Genomic DNA, 22,202 nt, shown 5'->3' on the forward strand with positions numbered 1-22,202 from the left:
GAGAGTGCCGCAGCCGCAGCGACGTCATCAAGGCTGGGAAGGTCCTCATCGAGTGCGGCGTCGTCATTGTCCGCGACCGGTGCGGTCTCCGGTGAAGCCTCCGGTTCCGGTGTGTCGGTGGCGTCGGTCGCCGGCGCGGTTTCTTCGGCGGCGTCATCAATGGCGGCTTCCGACACAGGAACTTCCGGGGCGTCGATGGTGGCATTTGCCGCTACCGTATCGTCGGCAGCGACCTCAGCCACGCTGTCATTTTCGGTGTTGTCCGGACCGGATTCCGCAACCGTATCTGCGGTCACCGGATCGGCATCGTCGTTCGCGGCTGCTGCCGGAACGGGCGTTTCGGTGGTCGAGGCATCTTCGGCAGGCACGTCCGCAAGTCCGGCCTGGGTGTCTTCAGCCAGCGCCGGGGCTTCAGGGGCGTCGGCGTCAGCGACGGGTTCCTCGGCATTGACTTCGGCAATGGACGACTCATCCTCAGCCGCTACAGGGTCTGCAGTCGAGTCCGTATCCGGGTCGGCCACGTCCATTTCGACCGCGGCGGCGGCATCCCCGGAAGGCTCAGGCGGGGCGATGCTGGTGTCTGCCTCTGTTGCGGCTTCATCGCTTGAGGCGGCGGGCAGAAGGTCGGACGGGTCCGGCGCCTCCGCTTCCCCGGACGCTTGGACGTCGCTCGGGGCATTGCGGGTCTCGCTGACCACCTCGTCCGCGGCATCAGTTCCTGAGTCCGCCGCAATGTCCGCCGTTTCAGTCGGGTCTTCGGGTTGGTTGTCGCCTTGAGCGGCGGCGGTGGCCGTGGCGATCGCAGCGGAGGCGGCGATCCCGGTCGCGGCTGATTGTGCCGTGTCGCCGGAGCGGACCCCTTCCTGGGGCGGGTTGCGCAGGGCGTGTTCGGCCAGGCGGGCGACGCGGGCATTGAAGCGGCCACCATCGCGGATACGGTTTACCAGGCCGCCGAGCATGAAGAAGGCGAGGCTGCCGCCGACCACTGCCAATGTCGGCAGGGCCGATCCGAGAATGGTGCCGACACCAAGGGCCAGAGCGCCGAGCGCCGGAATGTAGACGAGGCGCCAGGAGCGCCCGAAAAAGGCCAGAAGGGTGACCAGACCGGCGCCCAGGCCGAGGCTCCACTCGGTCAGTTGCTCCATCGGGATGAAGCCGAGCGAGGCCAGGCTGTCGAGCAGGCCGGCCGGCAGCGCGGATTCAATCCGCCATCCGGCGAGCGCCGGCAGGAAGGCATTGATTTCCGCAAAGACATCAAAGGCGGGAACCGGCGCCATGAGGCTGGCATTGACCTCGGTCAGGAAGCCATGGATTGCGGGCCAGACCGATGCAATGGCGACCAGCGCCAGCACCCAAACCGACAGCCACCAGTTAAACCCGCGGGTCACGCCGGAGCGGGCCAGCAGGGTGGTGGCCTCCGGCGCGGCACGCATCCAGGTGCCGCGGCTGTGATTGATGATTGCGGCCGGTCGGGACCGGCGATTGGGGCCAGCCTGGACACGCAGCACGCTGGCTGTGTCACCGGGCGCCAGGGCGTTCGATCGGTCCAGCAGGCGGACATCATGGGTCATGCTGTCGGTATCGGTGACACGCCCGGTGGCGTCGTCTGATGCGGAAACTTCACCGGAGACGGTGTAGAAATCGATCCGGCGGGCCCCGAAAGACTGTCCGGCATGCGCGGTTGGCAACAAAGACATGGCTTGACGCACCTCTAACAACATAATGCCTGGCCGATTGTCCCAAATCGGCAGGCCCCTCACCCATTCGATCAGAACCCTACAAGTTTGATGCCGGAAAATGAACGGGGTTCACTCATTCTTTACGAATTGTTCAACATCGGCGGTTTTCCCGGTCCGCTGAATGCGGCCTTTCTCGGCCCGGGGCGAGCCGCTAGCTTGCGGCCATGCGAACGCTTGCTGCCTGTCTCTGTCTTGTCCTGACCGCCTGTGGCGGCATTCCGTCTGTCGAGCTACCCGGCCTGGCCCGGCCGACGCGGGGGCCTTTCATTCCGCGTGACGAGCTGCCGGTGCCGCCGAATGTCGAGCGTATGATGGGGCCTGAAGACTGTCGCGGTTCGACGCTCGCCGCAATTTCTGCAGACCTGCCCGACTATCCGGCCCGGGCCTGGCAGTTCGGCCGTCAGGGCTGGGTGGTTGTCCGCTTTCATGTGTATGCGGATGGCAGCGTCCACCGGGCACGGGTTTACAGGGCCGTGCCGGACGGGCCGTTCAACCGGGCGACCGAACGGGCCGTTTCGGATTGGCGGTTTGTGCCGCTGGACGGCGTTGAAATACTGGAAAACTGTGTGGTGATGTTCGAGTTCCGCGCTGGCGAAGTCCATATCCGCTGATCGCCCGACCGCTTTCCACAGCTTCATGCAGCTCCATGCGGCGCGGGGCCGCCAATCGGGCGGGCCTGCAGCAACCGGTGATCTATCAACCCGGCAAGGCTGGCCGGCGTCTGTATCGGCGTCGAACCGGTTTTTTCCCCGCTGAGGCTGCCTGCGGTATATAACATATTAGGAATTTTAGCGGCGCGGGCATCGCCCGCGACTCGACAGGCCGGTATCATGGTGATTCGTGAGGGCCGCAGGCAATGGGGGCGGGTCCGCACCCAGGGCGACATTGATGACCGGACAGACATTTCAGTTCGTGACACTTGCTGTCACCATTGGCGCCGTGGCTTTCGCCGTGGCGGTTGGTATCTGGGCTTTCAAGCAGACAGCCGGCGCTCGCGGTGCCCAGGCCTTGTGGCGACGCAAGATGGCCGAGCTGGAAGACCGCATTGCGCGGGCAGACAGTGTTTTCGGGGCTCATCCGGGCCTGGTACTGGTCTGGGATCAACCGCCAACCGATGCAGCCGACACGGGTTGGGGCGCGCCCCGGATATTCGGGTCCTCGGTTGCCCTGGCATCCTTGCTGCGGTTTGCAGAGGCCAATGATGGCCCCAACCCGGCCGGCATCCTGATGGAAGGCCTGGCCGATTACGAGGCGCGCTCGGCAGGCGGCGAAGAAACCACTCTGCGCCGGCGTTTCGGTGACCTCAGCGAAAAGGGCCAGCCCTTCTCCTTGACGATTCTCGGTCCCAGCGGTCGTTTCCTCGAGGTCGACGGCCGGGCCGCCGGCACCCAGCTCGTGGTCTGGCTCTCGGATGCGACCATACGCGGGCTTGAAGAATCGGGCGCTCGCGGCCGCATCGAGGAGGCTCGCAGGCTGGTGTCGAAGGACCCGCTCGCCTTCCTCGACATGCTCGGTCGGGCGCCGGTTCCAGCCTGGCGCATGAATGCGACCGGTCGCATCGAGTGGGCCAACCAGGCCTATGTCGATGCGGTCGAAGGCGAGGCGGTGGACAGGGTCATCGAAAACCAGATCCTGCTCGATGCCGCCATGACCGAGCTTGCGTCCCGCGCGACAGCGGCCGGCGAAGCCATGGACGAAATGCGCATTGTCGTCGTCGATGGCTCACGCCGTGGTCTCAAATTCCTGGTTTTTCCCGTCTCTGGCGGCGCAGCCGGCTTCGCCCTTGACGTGACGGACGGTGAGGAGGCCAAGGCAGCGCTGGCCCGCTTCCGCCGCGCCCATGATGATACCCTCAACCACATGGCCGAAGCCGTGGTTGTGTTCGACCGTTCCAAGCGTTTGAATTTCCACAACAAGGCGTTCTCGAACCTGTTCAAGCTGGATGATGCCTGGCTGAATGAGCGTCCCGGCCATGGCCAATTCCTCGACCGCATGCGTGAGAAGCGGCTGCTGCCCGAGCAGGCCGATTTCGGTGCCTGGAAGACCGACGAGCTCGCCCGCTATGACGCCCCTCCCAGCGAGGAGACGCCGGACGAGCTGTGGCCGCTGCCGGACGGGCGTACCCTGCGGGTCGCCCGCCAGCGTCACCCGTTGGGCGGTCTGATGCTGATCTTCGAGGACAAGACCGATGAGCTGGCCCTGCGGGCGCGCTACAACACATTGATCAATGTCCAGCGGGCGACCCTCGACAAGCTGCACGAAGCGGTCGCCGTGTTCGGCGCCAATGGCCGTCTCCAGCTCAACAACTCCGCCTTTGAAGACCTGTGGGGTTTCGAGGCCGAGGAACTGGACGGGCAACCCGATTTTGATGCTGTCTCGGAAACCTGCGCGGCGCTGTTCACCGACGACCGGGTCTGGACCGACATCAAGGCCCGCGTCACCGATCCCAGCCCGCAGGCGCGCAAACAGGTGACCGGCGAGATGCGCCGTTCGGACGGTCGCGTCCTGACCTATCTCACCCGACCTTTGCCTGATGGCGCCACCCTGATCTGCTGGGACGATGTCACCGACAGTCGCCGTATCGAGGAAGCCTTGCGCGAGCGGGCGGAGGCGCTGGAAACCTCCGAGCGCATCAAGACCGAGTTTGTCGAGCATGTGAGCTACCAGCTGCGCACACCGCTGACGACGATTGGCGGCTATGCCGACATGCTGGCCCAGGGCTTTGCCGGTGAATTGTCCGATCGCCAGAAGGAGCCGATGTCGGCGATCCAGTCGGCGGCGGCACACTTGGCCAAGCTGATCGACGACATTCTCGATGTCGCGGCGATCGATGCCGGTCAGCTGGAGCTTGAGCTGGGGGATGTCGATCTGGGCGATGTCGCCCGCGAAGCGGCGGAGCTGGTCGCGGCGAGAGCCGACCACCATGCCATCAAGCTCGATGTCAACATCGAGGACGGGCTCGGCCTGCTGCGGGCCGATCGCAATCGCCTCAAGCAGGTCTCGATGAACCTGCTCTCCAACGCCATCCGCCATGTTGCGACCGGCGGTGCCGTGACCATCGGCGCGCGTCGAAATGGCGAGGACATCACCTTGTGGGTGAAGGATGACGGCGAAGGCATCGCCCCGGAAAAGCAGGCCAGCGTGTTTGACCGCTTTGCCCGCGGCGAGCGCGGTGGCGCCGGCCTGGGCCTGTCACTGGTCAAGGAGATTGCCGAGCTGCACGGTGGCTGGGTCGAGCTTCAGTCCGAGCCCGAGCGTGGCACGCTGGTCTCCTGCCATCTGCCGCCCGAACCGCGTGGCACGGCGATCCCGCCCGAGCTGGACCTGGCCAGTCGCCCGGCGACGCGTCTTGCCGGAGACCGGGCCCGCGTCGAATAGGATCCGTTCGGCGTAACAGTCTGCCGGTTGGGCTCAGCCCTGGTTTTGCGGCATCCGCACGATCAGGCCGTCCAGTGCTTCGCTGACCTTGATCTGGCAGGACAGGCGAGAGGTCTCCTGGACCTCTTCGGCAAAATCGAGCATCGAATCTTCCATCGCCTCGCGGGTGCCGGTCTTGTCGGCCCAAGCCGGGTCGACATAGACGTGACAGGTCGCGCAGGCACAGGCGCCGCCGCAATCGGCGTCGATCCCCGGAACCAGGTTGCGCACGGCGCCTTCCATCACGGTCAGCCCGGTGTCGACGTCGATGACGTGCTCGGTTCCGTTGTGCTCGATATAGGTAATCTTCGGCATGCCAGTCTCCGTTCTTCGCCCAGCAAATGAACAGCGTTCACGGCCAAGTCAAGATTCAGCCTCACCGCTTGCCGTCCGGAGCGGGCTTCGTTAAGCGCAATACATGGGGAATTTCAACACTGTTTCCTTGCCCGATCTGGCGGCAACCAAGGCACTGGCCCTGCGTCTGGCGAACGCGCTGCGTCCCGGTGACACGGTTCTTCTGACCGGTGATCTCGGCGCCGGCAAGACCACCTTCGCCCGTACGGTCATCGCGGCCTTGTGCGGCGTCGATGACGCACCCAGTCCCACTTACACGCTCATCCAGACCTATGATTGGGGCCATGACGAACTCTGGCATGCCGACCTCTACCGGATCGAGACGCCGGACGAGCTGGACGAGCTGGGCCTCGACGACGCCTTCGGCGAGGCGACCATGCTGATCGAGTGGCCCGACCGCTTGTTCGGTCTGATCCCGGATGACAGGCTGGAGGTGCAGCTCGAAATGACCGGGGAAAGCCCCGGCGGCGCGATGGACACACCAAGGCGGGCGGGCTTAACAGGGTTTGGCGAGTGGGAGACGCGCCTTGATGACATCTGACCGCAAAGCCGGAATGACGGCATTTCTGGATGCAGCCGGCTGGGGCGATGCAACCCATCACCCCCTACCCGGTGATGCGTCGACCCGTCGCTATATCCGCCTCGAGAAGGGCGGTCAGCGGGCCATGCTGATGGACGCGCCGGCGGCCGCTGAAACGCCGGTCTGCCCGCCGGATGCGAACCCACAGGAACGCGCGGCCCTGGGCTATAACGCCGTCGCCCGTCTGGCCGGGTCGAACCTCACGGCCTTCGCAGGCCTGGCCGATGCCCTGTGCGAGCGCGGCTTTTCCGCCCCGACCGTGCTGGCCAGCGACACGCAGTCCGGGTTTTTGCTGCTGGAGGATCTTGGCGATGACCTGATCGCCCGACTTCTGCCCGGAGAGCTGCATGAGGGCACGCTCTACGCCAAGGCGGTGGATGTGCTGGCCGCGATCTATCGCTCCAGCTTTCCTGACGCAGTCGAACGGGATGGCGAAAGCTGGCCGTTGCTGGCCTATGACGCCACCGCGCTGATGGCGGAAGCTGAACTCTTCCTGGACTGGTTCCTGGACAAGCATGCCGGCGCAACCCTGAGCGACGCGGCGCGCTCCGACTGGCGCGAGATCTGGTCCCGCGCCTTCGAACGTCTTGATCATTGTGCGCCCGGCCTGGTCCTGCGCGACTTCCATGCCGAGAACCTGATCTACCTGCCTGAGCGCGAAGGTGAGGGCGAAATCGGTCTGCTCGACTTCCAGGACGCGCTGATCGGTCACCCGGCCTACGACCTTGTTTCGCTGATCGAGGATGCCCGCCGCAATGTCGAGCGCAAGCTTGCCGTGCCACTGAAGGCCCGCTTTGTCGCCAAGGCCGGCATAGACGATGCTGCCGGTTTCGACTCCGCCTATGCGGTGCTGGGCGCCCAGCGCAATGCCAAGATCCTGGGCATCTTCGTCCGTCTGGCGGTGCGCGATGGCAAGGCGCGCTATCTGGACCTGCTGCCACGCGTCGCTCGCCACTTCGTCGCCGACCTCCAGCATCCGGCGCTGATGCCGCTTCACATGTGGATGAAGTCGCACGCGCCGCAGGTTTTCGCGGAAGCCCACAAATGATCGAGATCCGCACCGCCATGGCGCTCGCCGCCGGTCTGGGCACGCGCATGCGTCCGATCACCGAGACACGCCCCAAGGCACTGGTCGAGGTGGGCGGAAAATGCCTGCTCGACTGGACCCTGGATCGCTATGCTGCGGGCGGTGTCGAGCGTTGCGTGGTCAATATCCACCATTTCGCCGATCAGATGGAGGCGCATGTGTCAGCGCGTCCGGATGGGCCGGCCATCACCGTCTCGGATGAGCGTGGCGAAGTGCTTGAGACAGGCGGCGGTGTGGTCAAGGCGCTGCCCGAGCTGGGAGACGATCCGTTTTTCATCGCCAATATCGACGCCATCTGGGAAGAGACAGGCGCTGCCTCGCTCGACAGCCTGCGGGCGGCCTGGGATGGCGCGTCCATGGACGCCCTCCTCCTGCTCGCTCCGATGGACGCCACCCTGGGCTTTGATGGTGCGGGTGACGCGTTTCTTGATGATGACGGTCGGGTCCGTTTCCGCGGTGAGGCGAAAACGGCGCCCTATGCCTATGCCGGTGTCCAGATTCTCAATCCGGCGGTTCTGGCCGGGCGGACAGTCAGTCGTTTCTCGATGATGGAAGTCTGGCGCGAGATCGCGGCCAAGGGTCGTTTGCACGGTGTTCCCCTGCCGGCCTTCTGGATGCATGTGGGTGATCCGCGCGCCCTGGCCGAGGCGGAGGCGCGGCTGGCGCGGTGAGCGGACGTCTTTTCGATACGTCGGGCCCATGCCTCTACACCATTCCGCCACAGGCGGACTTTCTGCGCGTCCTGGCGACGACGCTGCGTGACGAGTTCGACGCGGCCGGTGATCCGGACTCGCTGACCCGTCTTTTGATTCTGACCCCGACCCGCCGCGCCGCCAAGGCGCTGGGAGATGTGTTCGCCGAGCTGGCCGGCAATGGTGTCGCCCTGCTGCCCCTGATCCGACCGATTGGTGATGTCGATGTCGACGACCCGCCCTTCGAGCCGGGTGAGCTGGCCGGGCTGGCGGCGCCGGCAATCTCCATCGAGCGGCGGCGCTATGAGCTGGCGCGACTGATCCTCGCCAAGGAGAGTGCGCTCGGTCGTCCCTTGGGTGTTGGCGGCGCGCTGGCCCTGTCGGACTCGCTGGCCGCCCTGCTCGATGACCTCGCCACCGAGGATGTCCGCGATCTGTCGGATCTGCAGGACGCGGTCACGACCTATCTGCCGGCCGACCGCCGTGAAGCCGTCGAGTTCATCGATATTGTCCAGCGTGTCTGGCCGGAGCGTCTGGCCGAGCTGGGCCTGACCGATACAGCCGCGCGGCGATCGCTGGTTCTCCATGAGCTGGTTGATCGCTGGACCCGGCAGCCGCCGGACCATCCGGTCCTGGTGGTCGGGTCCACGGGCTCGATCCCGGCGGCCCGCAAGCTGATGCAGGTCGTCGCCAACCTTCCGCAAGGCGCAGTGGTGCTGCCGGGCTTCGATTGGGACGCCGACGCATCGGCCTGGAACTCGATCGAGGACGATCACCCGCAATGGGCGATGAAGACACTGGTCGAAGAGCTCGGTGTGGATCGCGCAACCCTGCCGTCCTGGCCGGGAGCGGCGGAAGATAACCTGGCAGAACGTCGCCGCCGACTGATCGCCGAAGCCTTGCGTCCGGCCGACACGACCGATGAATGGCTGAAACGGATTGGTGAGCTGGAGGAGCGGTTCGGCGACAGCTTCTTCAATGACGGCATGACCGGGCTCACCCTGGTCGAGACAGCAGACGAGATCAGCGAGGCCCGCGCCTGTGCTCTTATGCTCCGCGAGGTGCTCGAAACGCCGGACCGGACAGCCATTCTGGTCACACCGGATCGCATGCTGGCCCGCCGTGTCTCCGCCGAGATGACGCGTTTTGGCGTCCGGCTGGATGATTCCGGTGGCGCGGCGCTGGCCGAAACAATGGCGGGCGCCTTTTTGACCCGCTTGTTGGATGTGGCACGCGATTGCGGCAGCGTTGTCGCCCTGACCGCGCTGTGGGGCTCGCCCCTGTTCCGGGCCGGCCATCGGCGCGGCCTGACCCATACGGTGCTGGCGAAGTTCGAGGCGGAAGCGCTGCGCGGCGCCCGTCCCGGTCGCGATCTGACTGCTGTTCGGGCCCGGCTCGATGGCAAATACGTCAAGCTGTTCGACGAGGATCGGGCGACGATCAACGCCATTCTTGATCAGCTCGACACCGCTTTGACCGGACTGGTGACAACCGGAAGACGCCCGGCCCGCGATTGGGCGCGCGCCCATGCCGAAGCCGCCGAGGCCCTGGCCTCCGATGACAGCGGGTCCGGTGCGCAAGCAGTCTGGGCAGGTGAAGGCGGCGAGGCGGCTGCGGGCCTTTTGCGCTCCCTGCTGGAGGAAAGCGAAGCCCTGCCCGAGATGAGTCTGACCGAGTATGCGGCGGCATTCGGTGAAATGTGCCGGTCGCGCCGGGTCGCGCCGCGCCTGGGCGTGCATCCGCGCCTGCAGGTGCTTGGCCCGCTCGAGGCTCGCCTGATAACCGCCGACCGGGTCATCCTGGCCGGCCTCAATGAAGGCGTCTGGCCGCCTGGTCCCGGTGCCGACCCGTGGCTGTCGCCGGGCATGCGGCGAACAGTGGGTCTCGGCGCGCCTGAGCGCCGCTATGGCCTCGCCGCCCATGATTTCGCGCAACTGGCCGCGGCCCCGGATGTGATCATGACCCGGTCGGGCAAGTCGGAAGGCTCGCCGACGGTCGCCTCGCGCTGGCTGTGGCGGCTGAAGACCCTGGCCCGTGGTGCGCTGGGCAAGGCAGCCGATACCGCATTCGCGCCCGAGACGGACTATGCGGCCCTGTCGCGCCGTCTTGACGATCCCGGCGCGCCCCCACGCGCCGCGCCGCGCCCACAGCCGGCCCCGCCGGTTTCCGTCCGGCCGCGGCAGATGTCGATCACCGAGATCCGCACCTGGGTCCGCGATCCCTATTCGATTTATGCCCGCCATGTGCTGGGGCTGCGCCGCCTCGACCCGGCCGACATGCCGCCGGACGCGCGCGAGCGTGGTTCGGCGCTGCACGACGCCCTGGAGACGGTGGTTCCGACCTGGACCGCCGGCATCCCCGATGACGCCGTGAACCAGCTGGTCGCGCATGCCGAGGTCAAGCTGACCGAGGCCGGGTTCGGACCGGAGGAGATGGTCTTGGAGCGGGCCCGTTTTGAGCGGGCGGCGTCCTGGTTGATTGGCTGGGAGGCCGAGCGTCGCGCCCGTGGTATCCATCTCGACAAGGTCGAGATCTTTGGCTCCATGCCCTTTGAGGGGCCTGCCGGGCCATGGACGCTGACCGGCCGGTCCGACCGGTTTGACCGCCATCCGGACGGGCGCCTCGACATCATCGATTACAAGACCGGCGGCTCGGCCAGCGCCAAGTCGATCAAGGCCGGCTTCGATCCGCAATTGCCGCTGACGGCGGCGATGGCCGCGGCGGGCGCGTTCGAGGCGCTGGAGACGGGCGAGGCGGCGGGGCTCTACTACATCTCGCTGCCGGGCAATGCCGGGGGCGGCAAGGAGGTCCGCATTGATGGCGGCCGCAATCCGGATGTGACCAGCTATGTCGAGGGCGCGCTGGCCGACCTGACCGGCTGGATTGCTCGTTTCGATGATGAAACGATGCCCTATGAGAGCCAGATCCGGGCCCAGTATGTCAATGATTACGGTGATTTCGACCACCTCGCCCGGCGCGGCGAATGGGGTTCGGCCGCCGAGGGTTCATCGGAGGGCGAGGCATGAGCGAGGCCCGTTTCGATCCGGATATCCTCAAATCGGCCAGCGCTGACCAGCAGCGTGCCGCTCGCCCCGAGGCCAGTGTCTTCGTCGAGGCCAATGCCGGTTCCGGCAAGACGCGGGTGCTGGTCGACCGGGTGATCAACCTGCTGCTGGCCGGTCACAAGCCGGAAACGATCCTGTGCGTAACCTATACCAAGGCCGCCGCCGCCGAGATGAAGGAGCGCCTGTTCAAGCGTCTGGGCGACTGGTCGGTGACGCCCGACGAGGTCCTGTCCGTCGAGCTCAAGGATTTGTTGGGCCGTGATCTGAAACCGGGTGACGCCGACCAGGCTCGCAAACTGTTCGCCCAGGCACTGGAAACGCCGGGCGGCCTCAAGATCCAGACTATTCACGCCTTCTGCGAAGGTTTGCTGCGTCGCTTCCCGCTCGAGGCCGGTGCCCCGCCCGGCTTTGATACGCTCGATGACATATCGGCCGGCAAGGCCATGGAGGCGGCGCGCCGGGCTGTCCTGTCCGGTCTGGCACCGGAGGCCGTGAATACGCTGATCGAGACCGGCGGCCCCGATGCGATCAACACCATCCTGCGCTGGGCCCGGTCCAACCGTCACGACTTCGCCGAGACCTGTGAGCGGGCCGGTGGATGCGACGGGCTGATTGCGCAGTTGTGGGCGGTGCTGGAGCTGCCTGAGGGCAGCCATGCCGCGGCGCTCAAACAGGATGCCATGGCCGCCATGCCGCGCACCGAGGTGGAGGCCGCTTCGCACGCTCTGATCCATGAAGGGGCGAAAACCGATGTCACGCGCGGCGAGACCATCCGTCTGGCGCTGACCGCCGGTGATCCGGTCCTGGCCTTCGATACCTATCTGGCCGCGTTTTTCATCAAGAACGGCACCGGGACGCGGGCGGCCAAGCTGGCCACCAAGACCATCTCCGACCGCTTTCCCCATATCATGTCCCTGCTGGAAGCCGAGGCTGATCGGCTGGATGCGCTGAGGGACATGATCAAACGGGCCGATATCGCCCGGGCCAGCGCTGTGGCGCTGCGCATCGTTGACGATTTCACGCGCGCCTATTCCGACGCCCTGGAACAGGCTCGCGCGCTGGACTTTGACGATCTGATCCGGCTGGCCGGTCTGTTGCTGGCGCCGGAGAACCCGTTTTCCGGCTGGGTTGGCTACAAGCTCGACGGTCAGCTCGCCCATGCCCTGATCGACGAAGCCCAGGATACCGCGCCGCGCCAGTGGGACATGATCCGCGGGCTGACGGCCGAGTTTTTCGCTGGCGCCGGCGCGCAGGAGACGGGCCGGACCCTGTTCGTGGTCGGCGACGAGAAACAGTCGATCTATTCATTTCAGGGTGCCGAACCGGCTCGCTTCATCGAAGAGGGCGACCGGCTTGCGGCCTCCGCAGCTGCGGTGGAATTGCCGTTTGAACGCCCGGGACTGGATGTTTCCTTCCGCTCGGCGCCGGAGATTCTCGCTGCGGTCGACAAGGCCTTCGAAGCAAAGCGTCCGGCGCCGGAGATGAAGTTTGTCGCCGGCGCGACCGATCTGCCCTTTGCCCGCTATCAGGGCCATCGGGCCGCGCGGTCGCACACGCCGGGCTGTGTCGAGATCTGGCCGGCCATTCCCAAGCCGGAGAAGGCCGAGGAGAGCTCGATCTTCGACCCGGTCGATCTGCGGGCCCGCGGCAGTTCGCGCGATGTGCTGGCCCAGACGGTGGCCGGTGAGATCGCCGACATGATCGCCCGTGGTGACGCGGTCTGGGAGGAAAAGGGTGGGCAGTTCAGCCAGCGCCCTGTCCGACCCTCGGATATCGCCATCCTGGTCTGGCGCCGGACGGGTGGCTTCTTTGAAGAGGTGATCCGCCAGCTCAAGCTGGCCGGCGTTCCGGTCGCCGGGGCGGACCGGATGGTGCTGCGCGACCAGACCGCGGTGAAGGACATGCTGGCGCTGGGGCGCTTTGCCATGACCTCCGGTGATGATCTGGCGCTGGCCGAGGTGCTGCGGTCGCCACTGTTCGACCCGGTCGACCCGACAGAGGCGGGGATAGACGAGCAGGCGCTCTATGATCTCGCTCGCTCACGCACCGACCTGAAACGCCGCGGCACGTTGTGGAATGCGCTCTTCACCAGCGAGGATCCGCGCTTCGCCGATGCCCGCACCGCCCTGTCGGCGCTGCGCGACCAGGCCGACAAGTCGCGCCTGTATGATTTCTTCACCGGTTTTCTCAATGCCCGGACACCCACCGGCGAGACGCGCTGGGCGCGCATGTTTGCCCGTCTGGGCGAGGAGGCGCGCGATCCGCTGCAGGAATTCCTGGCGCGGGCGCTGCAGCACGAGCGTGAAGAGGGCGGTGCCCTCGCCAGCTTCATCGCCCGCATCGAGGGCGAAGACGTCCAGATCAAGCGCGAGATGAGCCAGGACCGCGACGAGGTTCAGGTGATGACCGTGCATGCGTCCAAGGGGTTGGAACGCCCGGTCATCATCCTGCCGGACACCACGCGCAGTCCGCTGACCGGCAAGACCACGCCAATCTTCGCGCATGAGGATTGCGGTCTGTTATGGTCGCAGCGCAAGGATGACGACACTGACGCGGTCGCGGCGCTGCGCCAGGAAGCCGAGAATCGGCAATTGGCCGAACATGGTCGCCTGCTCTATGTCGCGCTGACCCGAGCGCGCGACCGGTTGATCGTGTGTGGCTGGCGCCAGGGGCAAGGCCATCCGGGCCGGATCTCCGACGACAGCTGGTACACGCAACTGGCAGAAGCTTGGCAGGGTGAGGATTGGGCAGCCTTTGAAACGCCGGTGTCACGCCTCGTCGAGGAGGCAGAGCTTGGTCTGCGCTTCGGTCCGGCGCCGGTGGCGCTGGGTGCGGCCAGCCGGGCGGGTGCGGAGGCAACCGACACCCCGATCTGGGCCCGGACCATGGCGCCCTCCGAAGGCGGACAGATATTGGGCGCTGCACCGTCCAGCCTGCTGGCCGACGCCGACAGCGAGCCGGCTGTCCTGTCGCCGCTGGCAGACCCGGGCGGGCATCGGTTCCGGCGCGGCGATGTGATCCACAAACTGTTGCAGACCCTGCCCGACCTGCCACCTGAACGCCGCGAAGCCGCCGGGCAGCGTTTTCTGTCCGCGCAAACCGATATCGCCGAGCCGGACCGGGCGCAGATCCTGACCGAAACCCTTGGCATTCTGGACCATCCCGATTTCGCGCCGCTGTTCGGACCCGGCAGTCGGGCCGAAGTGGCCTTGGTCGGTCAGGCGCCGGGCCTGCCGGCCAATACGATCATCCGCGGTCAGGTCGACCGGCTGGTCGTGACCGGCGATGAAGTGCTGATAATCGACTACAAGACCAACCGCCCGCCACCGGCTGATGTTGCTGCAGTGGCGAAAGTTTACCTCGGTCAAATGGCCACCTATCGGGCTCTCCTGCGCGCCGTTCACCCCGGTAAATCCGTGCGTTGCGCCCTGCTGTGGACCGATGCGGCGCGACTGATGGAGCTTCCCGACGCGGTTCTCGATATCATCTTCGACACGGGCGCGGCTTGACGGGAGGGCCGGCCCTCCTTACCTCACGCGCCATCAACGGAGTCCGCCCCCGCGGATTCGTCCCAACAAAGGAGTGTCCCATGGCGACCAAAGCGGTCAGCGATGAATCCTTCGAGAGTGATGTGATCAATGCCAGCGGCCCGGTCCTTGTGGACTTCTGGGCGGAATGGTGTGGTCCGTGTAAGCAGATCTCCCCGGCGCTCGAGGAGATTGCCGAGGAAATGTCAGGTTCGCTGACGGTCGCCAAGGTCAATATCGACGATCATCCGATGACGCCGGGCAAGTACGGCGTGCGTGGCATCCCCACGCTGATGATCTTCAAGGACGGTCAGGTCGTCTCGACCAAGATCGGTGCCATGGCCAAGGGCAAGATCTCCGAGTGGGTCCAGGAAACGCTGTAAGCGCTTCTTCCCCACCTGACACAAGCAAACGGGCCCTCCATCTGGAGGGCCCGTTTTTGTTTGCGGTAACCGGCGAGCTCAGCCTTCGTCGATCAAGCCGAAAGCCACATCGTCGGCCAGATCGGCTTCGGACCTGATATCGGGCGTAACGCCTGCGCCTTCGATGCGACCGTGCGCGACGGAAAAATAGTCCGCGATCGGCAGCCAGAGCTGCAGGCCTTCGGGCAGGTCGAACACGGTCTGCGACAGCATTTCACCAGCGGTAACTTCACCGATCAGCGTGGCGCGACCGGAGGCTTTCAACGCGTCGGCCGCCATCTCGGCCGCGCTGGCGGTGGTCTCGCTGACCAGGACATAGACCGGGCCGTCAAAACGGTTCTCGGTGACCGGCTCGAACCGTATCGGGGTCAAGGCATTGGCCTGGACGGCCTGCCAGAAGGAGCGCAGCGACCAACCCTCCCAGGACGGCGTCTCGGCGATATCGGCGGCCGTGGGCGCGCGATCATGAGCGGCATTCCACGGTTGCGAAACGAAGATGCCGGCCTCGAGCGGCTCGGCCAGGACGTGGCGGACAAGCGGAAGAACCGCGAAAGCGCCGCCACCATTCTCGCGCAGATCGATCACCAACGCTTCGGCACCCAGTGCCGCGATCTCGGCATAGGCCGCATTGATCTCCTCGATCGTATCCTGACCCATCATGGTTGTGACGGTAAGAATGGCGGTCTCGCCTCGCCAGTCCAGCGTGGCGCCGCCGCCGCCAATGCGGAGCGTGTCGACATGGGCCGCCATCTCGGCCGCCGTGCCCCGGGCTTCCGACAGAACGACATGCGAGAAGGGGGCGTCGGTCCAGATCGCCCGAAACCCGCTCAGGAAGTCATCACGGCCGGATGCCTGGGCTCCGAGGTCAAGCATGGCTGCCTCAATGGCCCGATAGGCCGGGGCATCGAGTTCCCCGGGGTCATAGTGGTGGTCACGCATCAGGGTCGTGATCGCCTGTGCGACCGGGAGCATGTCGGTTGTGTCTGGCACCGCCGCTGCGGGGCTTGATGCCTGTATCAGGGCCAGCAGGCCCGCGAGCATGGGTGAAAGTGTCATGAGGTCCAGTCTCCTTGGGGCAATCGAGCCCGTCGGAAAGAGGATGCCGGTCGGGGTGGAATTGGATGCGTGGCCCGGTCTGGGCAATCACCCCGGCGTGATATGCGGCGGCTCGTCACCCAGGGCCAGCGCCTCGCCGACCAGGTAGAGCGAGCCGCTGATCAGGATGCGCGGTGAGGGGCGTTCCTTGGCGGCATTCTTCATCGCCGGTATCAGGCCGGCCGCCACGCTGGCCTCGAGGCCGACGCGCGCGGACGCCGCAGCCACATGCTCCGCGTCCTGCGAGCCGCCCCGGCCGGACTTGAACTCGACCGCGATCAGGCGGCGGGCCAGACCGGCGAACTGGCTGCACCAGGCTTCGACATCCTTGCCCGGCGTGAACCCGGCGATGATGACCAGCGGTCGGTCCTCGCGTTCATCCATGTCGGCGAGGGCGTGGGAGAGGGCCTTGGCGGCGGCTTCATTATGACCGCTGTCCAGCCACAGCTCGGCATCGGCCTTGCGGGCAATATCGCCGATCGGACCAGACGAGACCCGTTGCAGGCGTCCAGGCCAGCGGGCATCGCCAATGCCTTTGGCCACTGCCTCTTCCGGCCATTGCAGCATCGCTGCGCAGGCCGCCGCTGCGCCGGCATTGAGGATCTGGTGCGGGCCCAGAAGGCCCGGTGCCGGCAGGTCCCAGACCTGGTGGTCATTCTCGAATACCAGCCGCCCGTGCTGCATGTAGGCATTATAGTCGCGGCCCCAGACATAGGTCGGGGCGCCGATCTTGGTCGCTTCGTCGAGAATGGCGGTTTCGGCCACGTCGCACTGGTTGGCGATCACGGCGGGGACGCCGAACTTGCAGATGCCGGCCTTGGTGCGGGCAATGTCGGCCAGCCTATCGCCGAGGAATTCCTGATGGTCGAGGCTGACCGGTGTGATCACGGTCAGGGCCGGTTTGGCGATGACATTGGTGGCGTCCAGCCGTCCGCCCATGCCGACTTCCAGGATCAGCCGGTCGGCGGGGTGTTCGGAGAAGAGCAGAAAGGCCGCAGCCGTGGTGATTTCGAAGAAGGTGATCGGCTCGCCGAAATTGGCGGCTTCGCAGCGGGCGAAAGCCTCGATCAGCGTGCGGTCATCGACCGGCTTGGAATCGAGCAGGATGCGCTCGTTGAAATTGACCAGGTGCGGCGAGGTATAGATGTGGACCCGCTCGCCCTTGGCGCGCGCCATTTCTGCGAGATAGGCACAGGTCGAGCCTTTGCCATTGGTGCCGGCGACATGGATGGTCGGCGGCAGCTGATCCTGCGGCGAGCCGAGCGTGGCCAGGAGCCGCTGCAGGCGGCCCAGGGAGAGGTCAATTTTCTGGGGATGCAGGCGCGCGAGGCGCGCCAGCGCGTCGTCGAGGGCTTGTCGGCGCGTGCTAATGGCTCCCCCCGTCGGCCACCACATGATCGGGTGCCGGGGGTGTCAGAGCGGCGGGCATGGAGGTGCCGGGCTTTTTCATCAGGACCCTCAACATGCGTGCCAGTGTAGCGGGAATGTCGGCGCGATGCACGACTTTGTCGACCATGCCCTTTTCCAGCAGATACTCGGCGCGCTGGAAGCCTTCCGGCAGTTTTTCGCGGATCGTCTGCTCGATCACGCGCGGGCCGGCAAAGCCGATCAGGGCGCCCGGCTCGGCGATGTGGACATCGCCCAGCATGGCATAGGACGCGGTGACGCCGCCGGTCGTGGGGTCGGTGAGGACGACGATATAGGGCAGGCCGGCTTCGCGCAGCATCTCGACGGCCAGCGTCGTGCGCGGCATCTGCATCAGCGACAGGGCGCCTTCCTGCATGCGGGCACCGCCGGCAGCGGTGAAGACGATCAGCGGGGCCTTGCGGGCCAGGGCGGTCTCGGCGGCCTTGATGAAGCTTTCACCGGCGGCCATGCCGAGTGAGCCGCCCATGAAGGCGAAATTCTGGACCAGGACAACGGCATCGAGCCCGCCGATCGTACCCGTGGCAATGGCCATCGAGTCGTCGCGTCCGGTCTTCTTGCGGGCCGCGGCCAGCTTGGTCGTATAGGGCTTGTCGTCGCGGAATTTGAGCGGGTCCTTGACCACTTCCGGGGTCTCGACTTCGGTATATTCGCCGTCGAAGGTGAACTGGAAGCGATAGGCCGGAGCGATACGCATGTGATGACCGGCGGGGGTCACGAACAGGCCGGCTTCCAGGTCCTTGTGGAAGACCATCTCTTCGGAAACGGGGCATTTGACCCACAGATTGTCCGGCGTGTCGCGCTTGGAAAAGATCTTCGACATGCCCGGCGGGGTGATCTTCGACAGCCAGCTCATTCCGTTCGACTTCTCGGTCATGCGTCTTGCCTCGTACTCGTTTTCAACGCGTTTCGGCCCGAAGGCCTATTTACCTGCGCGCCGGGCGGCATGCACCGCCGACGACAATGTCTTCACCAGGCCGGTCGCCGCCGCGACGCCGCCTTGGTGCATGGCGTCGACAATGGCCGATCCGACCACGACAGCGTCGGCCCGCTTGGCGATCGCTTCGGCCTGCTGTGGCTCGCGAACGCCAAATCCCACCGCGACCGGCAGGCCGGAGGCGGCCTTGACCCGGTCGACAGCGGCGCCAACCTCGGTGACCACGCCGGTTCCGGCCCCGGTCACCCCTGTCGTGGAAACGTAATAGACGAAGCCCGCCGTATTGGCGACCACGGTCGCCAGACGCGCATCATCGGTGGTCGGGGTGGCGAGGCGGATAAGCGCAATGCCCTGCTTGGTCAGCGCGGTCCGCAGCTCGTCGTCCTCCTCCGGCGGGACATCGACACAGATCAGACCGTCAACACCGGCCTTGGCCGCAGCCTTGGCGAATTTCTCCCAGCCCATCGAGAAGACCGGGTTGGCATAGCCCATCAGAACAAGTGGCGTGTCGTGATCGTGTTTGCGGAATTCAGCGGCCTGGGCCAGCGTGCCCTTCAGCGTCATCCCCGCCTCCAGCGCCCGCAGCGCCGAGGCCTGGATGGCCGGGCCATCGGCCGCCGGATCGGTAAAGGGCATGCCCAGCTCGATCACATCGGCGCCAGCCGCGGGCAGCGCATTCAGCAAGCCCTGACTGTCACCATCGCCGGCCATCATGTAGGCGACAAATCCGGCACGATTATAAGCGGACAGCTCCGCGAAACGGGTGGTGAGGCGGTTGGTCATTGGAGGAAACACTCCACCGATTGTGCGGTTGAGAAAGAAAGCACCGTTGTGTGGGGCGCCATAGCTTGTCCTGGCTCGAACGGATGTCGTCGGAACCCCCCCATCACAATACGATCGCACGAACTTGTTTGCTCGGCGGGCCGCTCGAAAACCGTGAACGCGCGATTTTCATGTGCGTCGGTCATGGCCGCGAGTGCCCATCCTTGCGAAATCAGCGCCGCAGATGCGTCTACACCATGGTTTGTGATTGTTGCGGGATACTCAACGCACAGAGCACCGCCATATTGTCTTGGCTGCACCGGAAAAAAATCAGCCATCCAATCGATTGCCCGATCCGAGTTCCAGAAGACACACTCCAGTTGAACTCTAGCTCCGTCAGGAATGGGGATTTCTGACGTGGCAACATTGATATGAGTGTTGTCGCTAACGCCCGCTAGCGCGATCAATGCGGCAATCGCCCCGATCACAACTCCACCTCCAGCATCAGCGCTACTTGAGGCACATCCTTGACACCGCGGCCGCTCTGCACCGCTGATCTGGTGCCTTCAAAATTCTTCACGATCTCACTCACGCCCGCTTCTTCTTCGCATCCACAAAGGCCCTCAGTACGGCATTCATGCGCGTCTGATAGCCTTTTCCGCTCTCCTTGAAGAAGGCAATGATGTCGTCGTCAAGGCGCAAGGTGATCTGTTTCTTTGCAGCTGGCATGCGAAGTTCGGCTTTGGCGAACCAGGCCTCGTCGAGTTCGGGGATGTCGGAATAGTCGATATCCTCGTCCGGCATGTTCTCAATCTCGGCGATCCGTGCTTCGGAGACGTGGATGTCACTGAGCTTCTTGCGGATAGTGGCCATGATAGAGCGCCCTTTCTTTCTTGTTGGCCCGCCTTGCCGAAATGAGGCGCGTGCGGCCCTGCCGGTCGGTATGGACAATGGCGACGATAGCGCGGCTTTTGATGAGGCCAATCGATACTTCGCGACGTTCGCCATAGTCCATTCGGTCATCGACGATTGTGAAGACCGGTCCGTCAAAAGCCTGGATGGCTTCCTCGAAGCTCAGCTTGTGCTTGGCGATATTCGCCGCGTTCTTCGCTGAATCCCATTCGAACATGGATAATTGTAACTACAATTGTCATTACAATCAAGGGCGCTGCAGGGAGAAACGCTGAACTACAACTCGACCCCCAGCATCCGCGCCACTTGCGGGACGTCCTTGTCGCCGCGGCCGCACATATTCATCAGGATGACGCCGTCGGGGCCGAGCTCTTTTGCAAGATCGCGGACGCGGGCGAGGGCGTGGCTGGGTTCCAGGGCCGGGATGATGCCTTCCAGCTTGGTGCACAGCTGGAACATCTCCATCGCCTCCTCGTCGGTGGCGGAGACGTATTCGGCGCGCTTCATGTCGTGCAGGAAGGCGTGCTCCGGGCCGATGCCGGGATAGTCGAGCCCGGCCGAAATGGAGTGGGCGTCAATGATCTGGCCGTCATCATCCTGCAGCAGATAGGTCTTGTTGCCGTGCAGGATGCCGGGACGTCCGCCCTTGAGCGAGGCAGCATGCTTGCCGGTCTCGACGCCATGGCCGGCGGCCTCGACGCCGATCAGGCGAACCTCCTCATCCTCGATGAAGGGATGGAAGAGCCCCATCGCGTTCGAGCCGCCGCCAATGCAAGCCACACAAGCGTCGGGAAGCCGCCCAAGACGATCCATCATCTGGGCCCGGGCCTCGCGGCCGATGATCGACTGGAAGTCGCGCACCATGGCCGGATAGGGGTGCGGGCCGGCGACCGTGCCGATGACGTAGAACGTATCGGTGACATTGGTGACCCAGTCGCGCAGCGCCTCATTCATGGCGTCCTTGAGCGTGCCGGTGCCGGCCGTGACCGGGATCACCTCGGCGCCCAGCAGCTTCATGCGGAAGACATTCGGGGCCTGGCGCTCGACATCGGTGGCGCCCATGAAGACGGTGCAGGGAATACCGAAGCGTGCCGCCACCGTCGCCGTCGCTACGCCATGCTGGCCGGCGCCGGTTTCGGCGATGATGCGGGTCTTGCCCATGCGGCGGGCCAGGAGGACCTGGCCGAGGCAATTATTGATCTTGTGGCTGCCGGTATGGTTCAGCTCGTCCCGCTTGAACCAGACCTTGGCGCCACCGAATTCCTCTGTCAGGCGTTCGGCGAAATAGATCGGGCTGGGCTTGCCGACATAATCCTTCAGGAAGAGGTCCATCTCGGCCTTGAAGCCGGGATCGACCTTGGCCGCCTCATAGGCTTTTTCCAGCTCGAGAATGTTCGGCATCAGCGTTTCGGCGACGAAACGACCGCCGAATTGCCCGAAATGGCCGCGTGCGTCTGGCCAGGCCGACAGCGCATTCGGTCGTGTGTCGGCAGAGACGGTTTCGCTCATGGCACGCTCCTTGTGCGCTGGGGTGGGGCTCAGCAGGCTGCGAGTGCAGCCGCGAAGCCGGCAATGCGATCGGCATCCTTGATGCCGGGTGCGCTTTCGATACCGGAAGAGACATCCACTGCCTTGGCTCCGGCAGCCGCGACAGCGGCGCAGACATTGGTGTCATCAAGCCCGCCGGACAAGAGCCAGGATACGGAAATCTGCAGGGATTTCAGCAAGGCATAATCATAGCCATGACCCAGCCCGCCCGGCCTGTCGGCGCCCGCGGGTGGTTTGGCATCGAACAAGAGCATGTCGGCGACACGGTCATAGGGCTTGGCGGCTTCCAGATCGCTCGCTTCGGCAACCGGCAAGGCCTTGATAATGCCACGCTTTGCATAGGCCCGGGCCTGGATGACACGCTGCGGGCTCTCCGAGCCGTGCAGCTGGATCCAGTCCGGGCGCATGGCGTCGCGGATCTGGGCCAGCAAGTCGTCATCCGGATTGACCGTCACTGCGACCGTCTCGCTTGATTTGGTCAGGTGACACAGCTCACCGGCCAGGGCGGGTGAGACATGGCGAGGGCTTTTGGGGAAGATCACATATCCGGTCCAGCGCGCCCCGGCCGCCTCGGCCGCCGCGATATCCCGTCCGGTCTTCAATCCGCAGAACTTGATGTCGGTCATGGGCTGAGCGTTAG

18 protein-coding genes are annotated in these 22,202 nt (G+C 65.2%); 8 read left to right on the top strand and 10 right to left on the bottom strand.

All coding sequences use genetic code 11. The features are described from left to right. A partial coding sequence (locus ACN0X9_RS00005) for a hypothetical protein (protein ID WP_417485585.1) occupies positions 1 to 1,697 on the bottom strand: 1,697 nt, incomplete at its 3' end. A 206-nt stretch (positions 1,698 to 1,903) separates the two neighbouring features. On the opposite strand from ACN0X9_RS00005, the gene ACN0X9_RS00010 reads away from it, so the two are divergent. After that, positions 1,904 to 2,350 (top strand): energy transducer TonB, encoded by a 447-nt coding sequence (locus ACN0X9_RS00010; RefSeq protein ID WP_417485586.1) that lies wholly within the window; start codon positions 1,904 to 1,906, stop codon positions 2,348 to 2,350. A 277-nt stretch (positions 2,351 to 2,627) separates the two neighbouring features. Next, a complete protein-coding gene (locus ACN0X9_RS00015) occupies positions 2,628 to 5,117 on the top strand; it encodes an ATP-binding protein (protein WP_417485587.1) in 2,490 nt (829 codons plus the stop codon). Between the two features lie 33 nt (positions 5,118 to 5,150). On the opposite strand, the gene ACN0X9_RS00020 is transcribed toward ACN0X9_RS00015, so the two are convergent. Further along, entirely contained in the window at positions 5,151 to 5,471 is a 321-nt protein-coding gene (locus tag ACN0X9_RS00020; RefSeq protein WP_417485588.1) for a 2Fe-2S iron-sulfur cluster-binding protein, read from the bottom strand. 103 nt (positions 5,472 to 5,574) lie between these two features. On the opposite strand from ACN0X9_RS00020, the gene tsaE reads away from it, so the two are divergent. The 6 genes from tsaE to trxA all read left to right on the top strand — a co-directional run bounded on the left by tsaE (position 5,575) and on the right by trxA (position 14,844). Then, positions 5,575 to 6,051: a tRNA (adenosine(37)-N6)-threonylcarbamoyltransferase complex ATPase subunit type 1 TsaE gene (gene tsaE / locus ACN0X9_RS00025; protein WP_417485589.1), complete on the top strand. Its 477-nt coding sequence runs from the start codon at positions 5,575 to 5,577 to the stop codon at positions 6,049 to 6,051. Next, on the top strand, positions 6,041 to 7,138 hold the full coding sequence (locus ACN0X9_RS00030; RefSeq protein ID WP_417485590.1) for an aminoglycoside phosphotransferase family protein: 1,098 nt from the start codon (positions 6,041 to 6,043) through the stop codon (positions 7,136 to 7,138). The genes tsaE and ACN0X9_RS00030 overlap by 11 nt, the downstream gene beginning before the upstream one ends. Beyond that, the gene (locus ACN0X9_RS00035; RefSeq protein ID WP_417485591.1) at positions 7,135 to 7,848 is read left to right on the top strand and encodes a nucleotidyltransferase family protein; all 714 of its coding nucleotides are present in this window, start codon (positions 7,135 to 7,137) and stop codon (positions 7,846 to 7,848) included. The genes ACN0X9_RS00030 and ACN0X9_RS00035 overlap by 4 nt, the downstream gene beginning before the upstream one ends. Continuing rightward, on the top strand, positions 7,845 to 10,895 hold the full coding sequence (gene addB, locus ACN0X9_RS00040) for a double-strand break repair protein AddB (RefSeq protein WP_417485592.1): 3,051 nt from the start codon (positions 7,845 to 7,847) through the stop codon (positions 10,893 to 10,895). Before ACN0X9_RS00035 ends, addB begins: the two co-directional genes overlap by 4 nt. Next, positions 10,892 to 14,443, top strand: a complete 3,552-nt coding sequence (gene addA / locus ACN0X9_RS00045; RefSeq protein WP_417485593.1) for a double-strand break repair helicase AddA — start codon at positions 10,892 to 10,894, stop codon at positions 14,441 to 14,443. The genes addB and addA overlap by 4 nt, the downstream gene beginning before the upstream one ends. A gap of 80 nt (positions 14,444 to 14,523) precedes the next feature. Next, a complete protein-coding gene (gene trxA, locus ACN0X9_RS00050) occupies positions 14,524 to 14,844 on the top strand; it encodes a thioredoxin TrxA (protein WP_011642030.1) in 321 nt (106 codons plus the stop codon). Positions 14,845 to 14,922: 78 nt separating this feature from the next. Here trxA and ACN0X9_RS00055 read toward each other — a convergent pair whose 3' ends face one another. The 8 genes from ACN0X9_RS00055 to ACN0X9_RS00090 all read right to left on the bottom strand — a co-directional run bounded on the left by ACN0X9_RS00055 (position 14,923) and on the right by ACN0X9_RS00090 (position 22,188). Then, positions 14,923 to 15,939: a S41 family peptidase gene (locus tag ACN0X9_RS00055; protein ID WP_417485594.1), complete on the bottom strand. Its 1,017-nt coding sequence runs from the start codon at positions 15,937 to 15,939 to the stop codon at positions 14,923 to 14,925. 87 nt (positions 15,940 to 16,026) lie between these two features. Beyond that, on the bottom strand, positions 16,027 to 17,373 hold the full coding sequence (locus ACN0X9_RS00060) for a bifunctional folylpolyglutamate synthase/dihydrofolate synthase (RefSeq protein WP_417485595.1): 1,347 nt from the start codon (positions 17,371 to 17,373) through the stop codon (positions 16,027 to 16,029). Further along, on the bottom strand, positions 17,345 to 18,280 hold the full coding sequence (gene accD / locus ACN0X9_RS00065; RefSeq protein ID WP_417485596.1) for an acetyl-CoA carboxylase, carboxyltransferase subunit beta: 936 nt from the start codon (positions 18,278 to 18,280) through the stop codon (positions 17,345 to 17,347). Before accD ends, ACN0X9_RS00060 begins: the two co-directional genes overlap by 29 nt. A 45-nt stretch (positions 18,281 to 18,325) precedes the next feature. Then, positions 18,326 to 19,123: a tryptophan synthase subunit alpha gene (trpA, locus tag ACN0X9_RS00070; protein WP_417485597.1), complete on the bottom strand. Its 798-nt coding sequence runs from the start codon at positions 19,121 to 19,123 to the stop codon at positions 18,326 to 18,328. Between the two features lie 567 nt (positions 19,124 to 19,690). Further along, positions 19,691 to 19,975 carry a BrnA antitoxin family protein gene (locus ACN0X9_RS00075; protein WP_291765863.1) on the bottom strand — a complete coding sequence of 95 codons (285 nt, stop codon included), beginning with the start codon at positions 19,973 to 19,975 and terminating at the stop codon, positions 19,691 to 19,693. Next, on the bottom strand, positions 19,947 to 20,231 hold the full coding sequence (locus ACN0X9_RS00080) for a BrnT family toxin (protein WP_417485598.1): 285 nt from the start codon (positions 20,229 to 20,231) through the stop codon (positions 19,947 to 19,949). The genes ACN0X9_RS00075 and ACN0X9_RS00080 overlap by 29 nt, the downstream gene beginning before the upstream one ends. A gap of 59 nt (positions 20,232 to 20,290) precedes the next feature. After that, on the bottom strand, positions 20,291 to 21,523 hold the full coding sequence (gene trpB / locus ACN0X9_RS00085; RefSeq protein WP_417485599.1) for a tryptophan synthase subunit beta: 1,233 nt from the start codon (positions 21,521 to 21,523) through the stop codon (positions 20,291 to 20,293). 29 nt (positions 21,524 to 21,552) lie between these two features. Beyond that, positions 21,553 to 22,188 carry a phosphoribosylanthranilate isomerase gene (locus ACN0X9_RS00090; RefSeq protein WP_417485600.1) on the bottom strand — a complete coding sequence of 212 codons (636 nt, stop codon included), beginning with the start codon at positions 22,186 to 22,188 and terminating at the stop codon, positions 21,553 to 21,555. Between the last annotated feature and the right edge of the window lie 14 nt (positions 22,189 to 22,202).

The sequence above is a fragment of the Maricaulis sp. genome (assembly GCF_048268525.1).
GTDB lineage: Bacteria > Pseudomonadota > Alphaproteobacteria > Caulobacterales > Maricaulaceae > Maricaulis.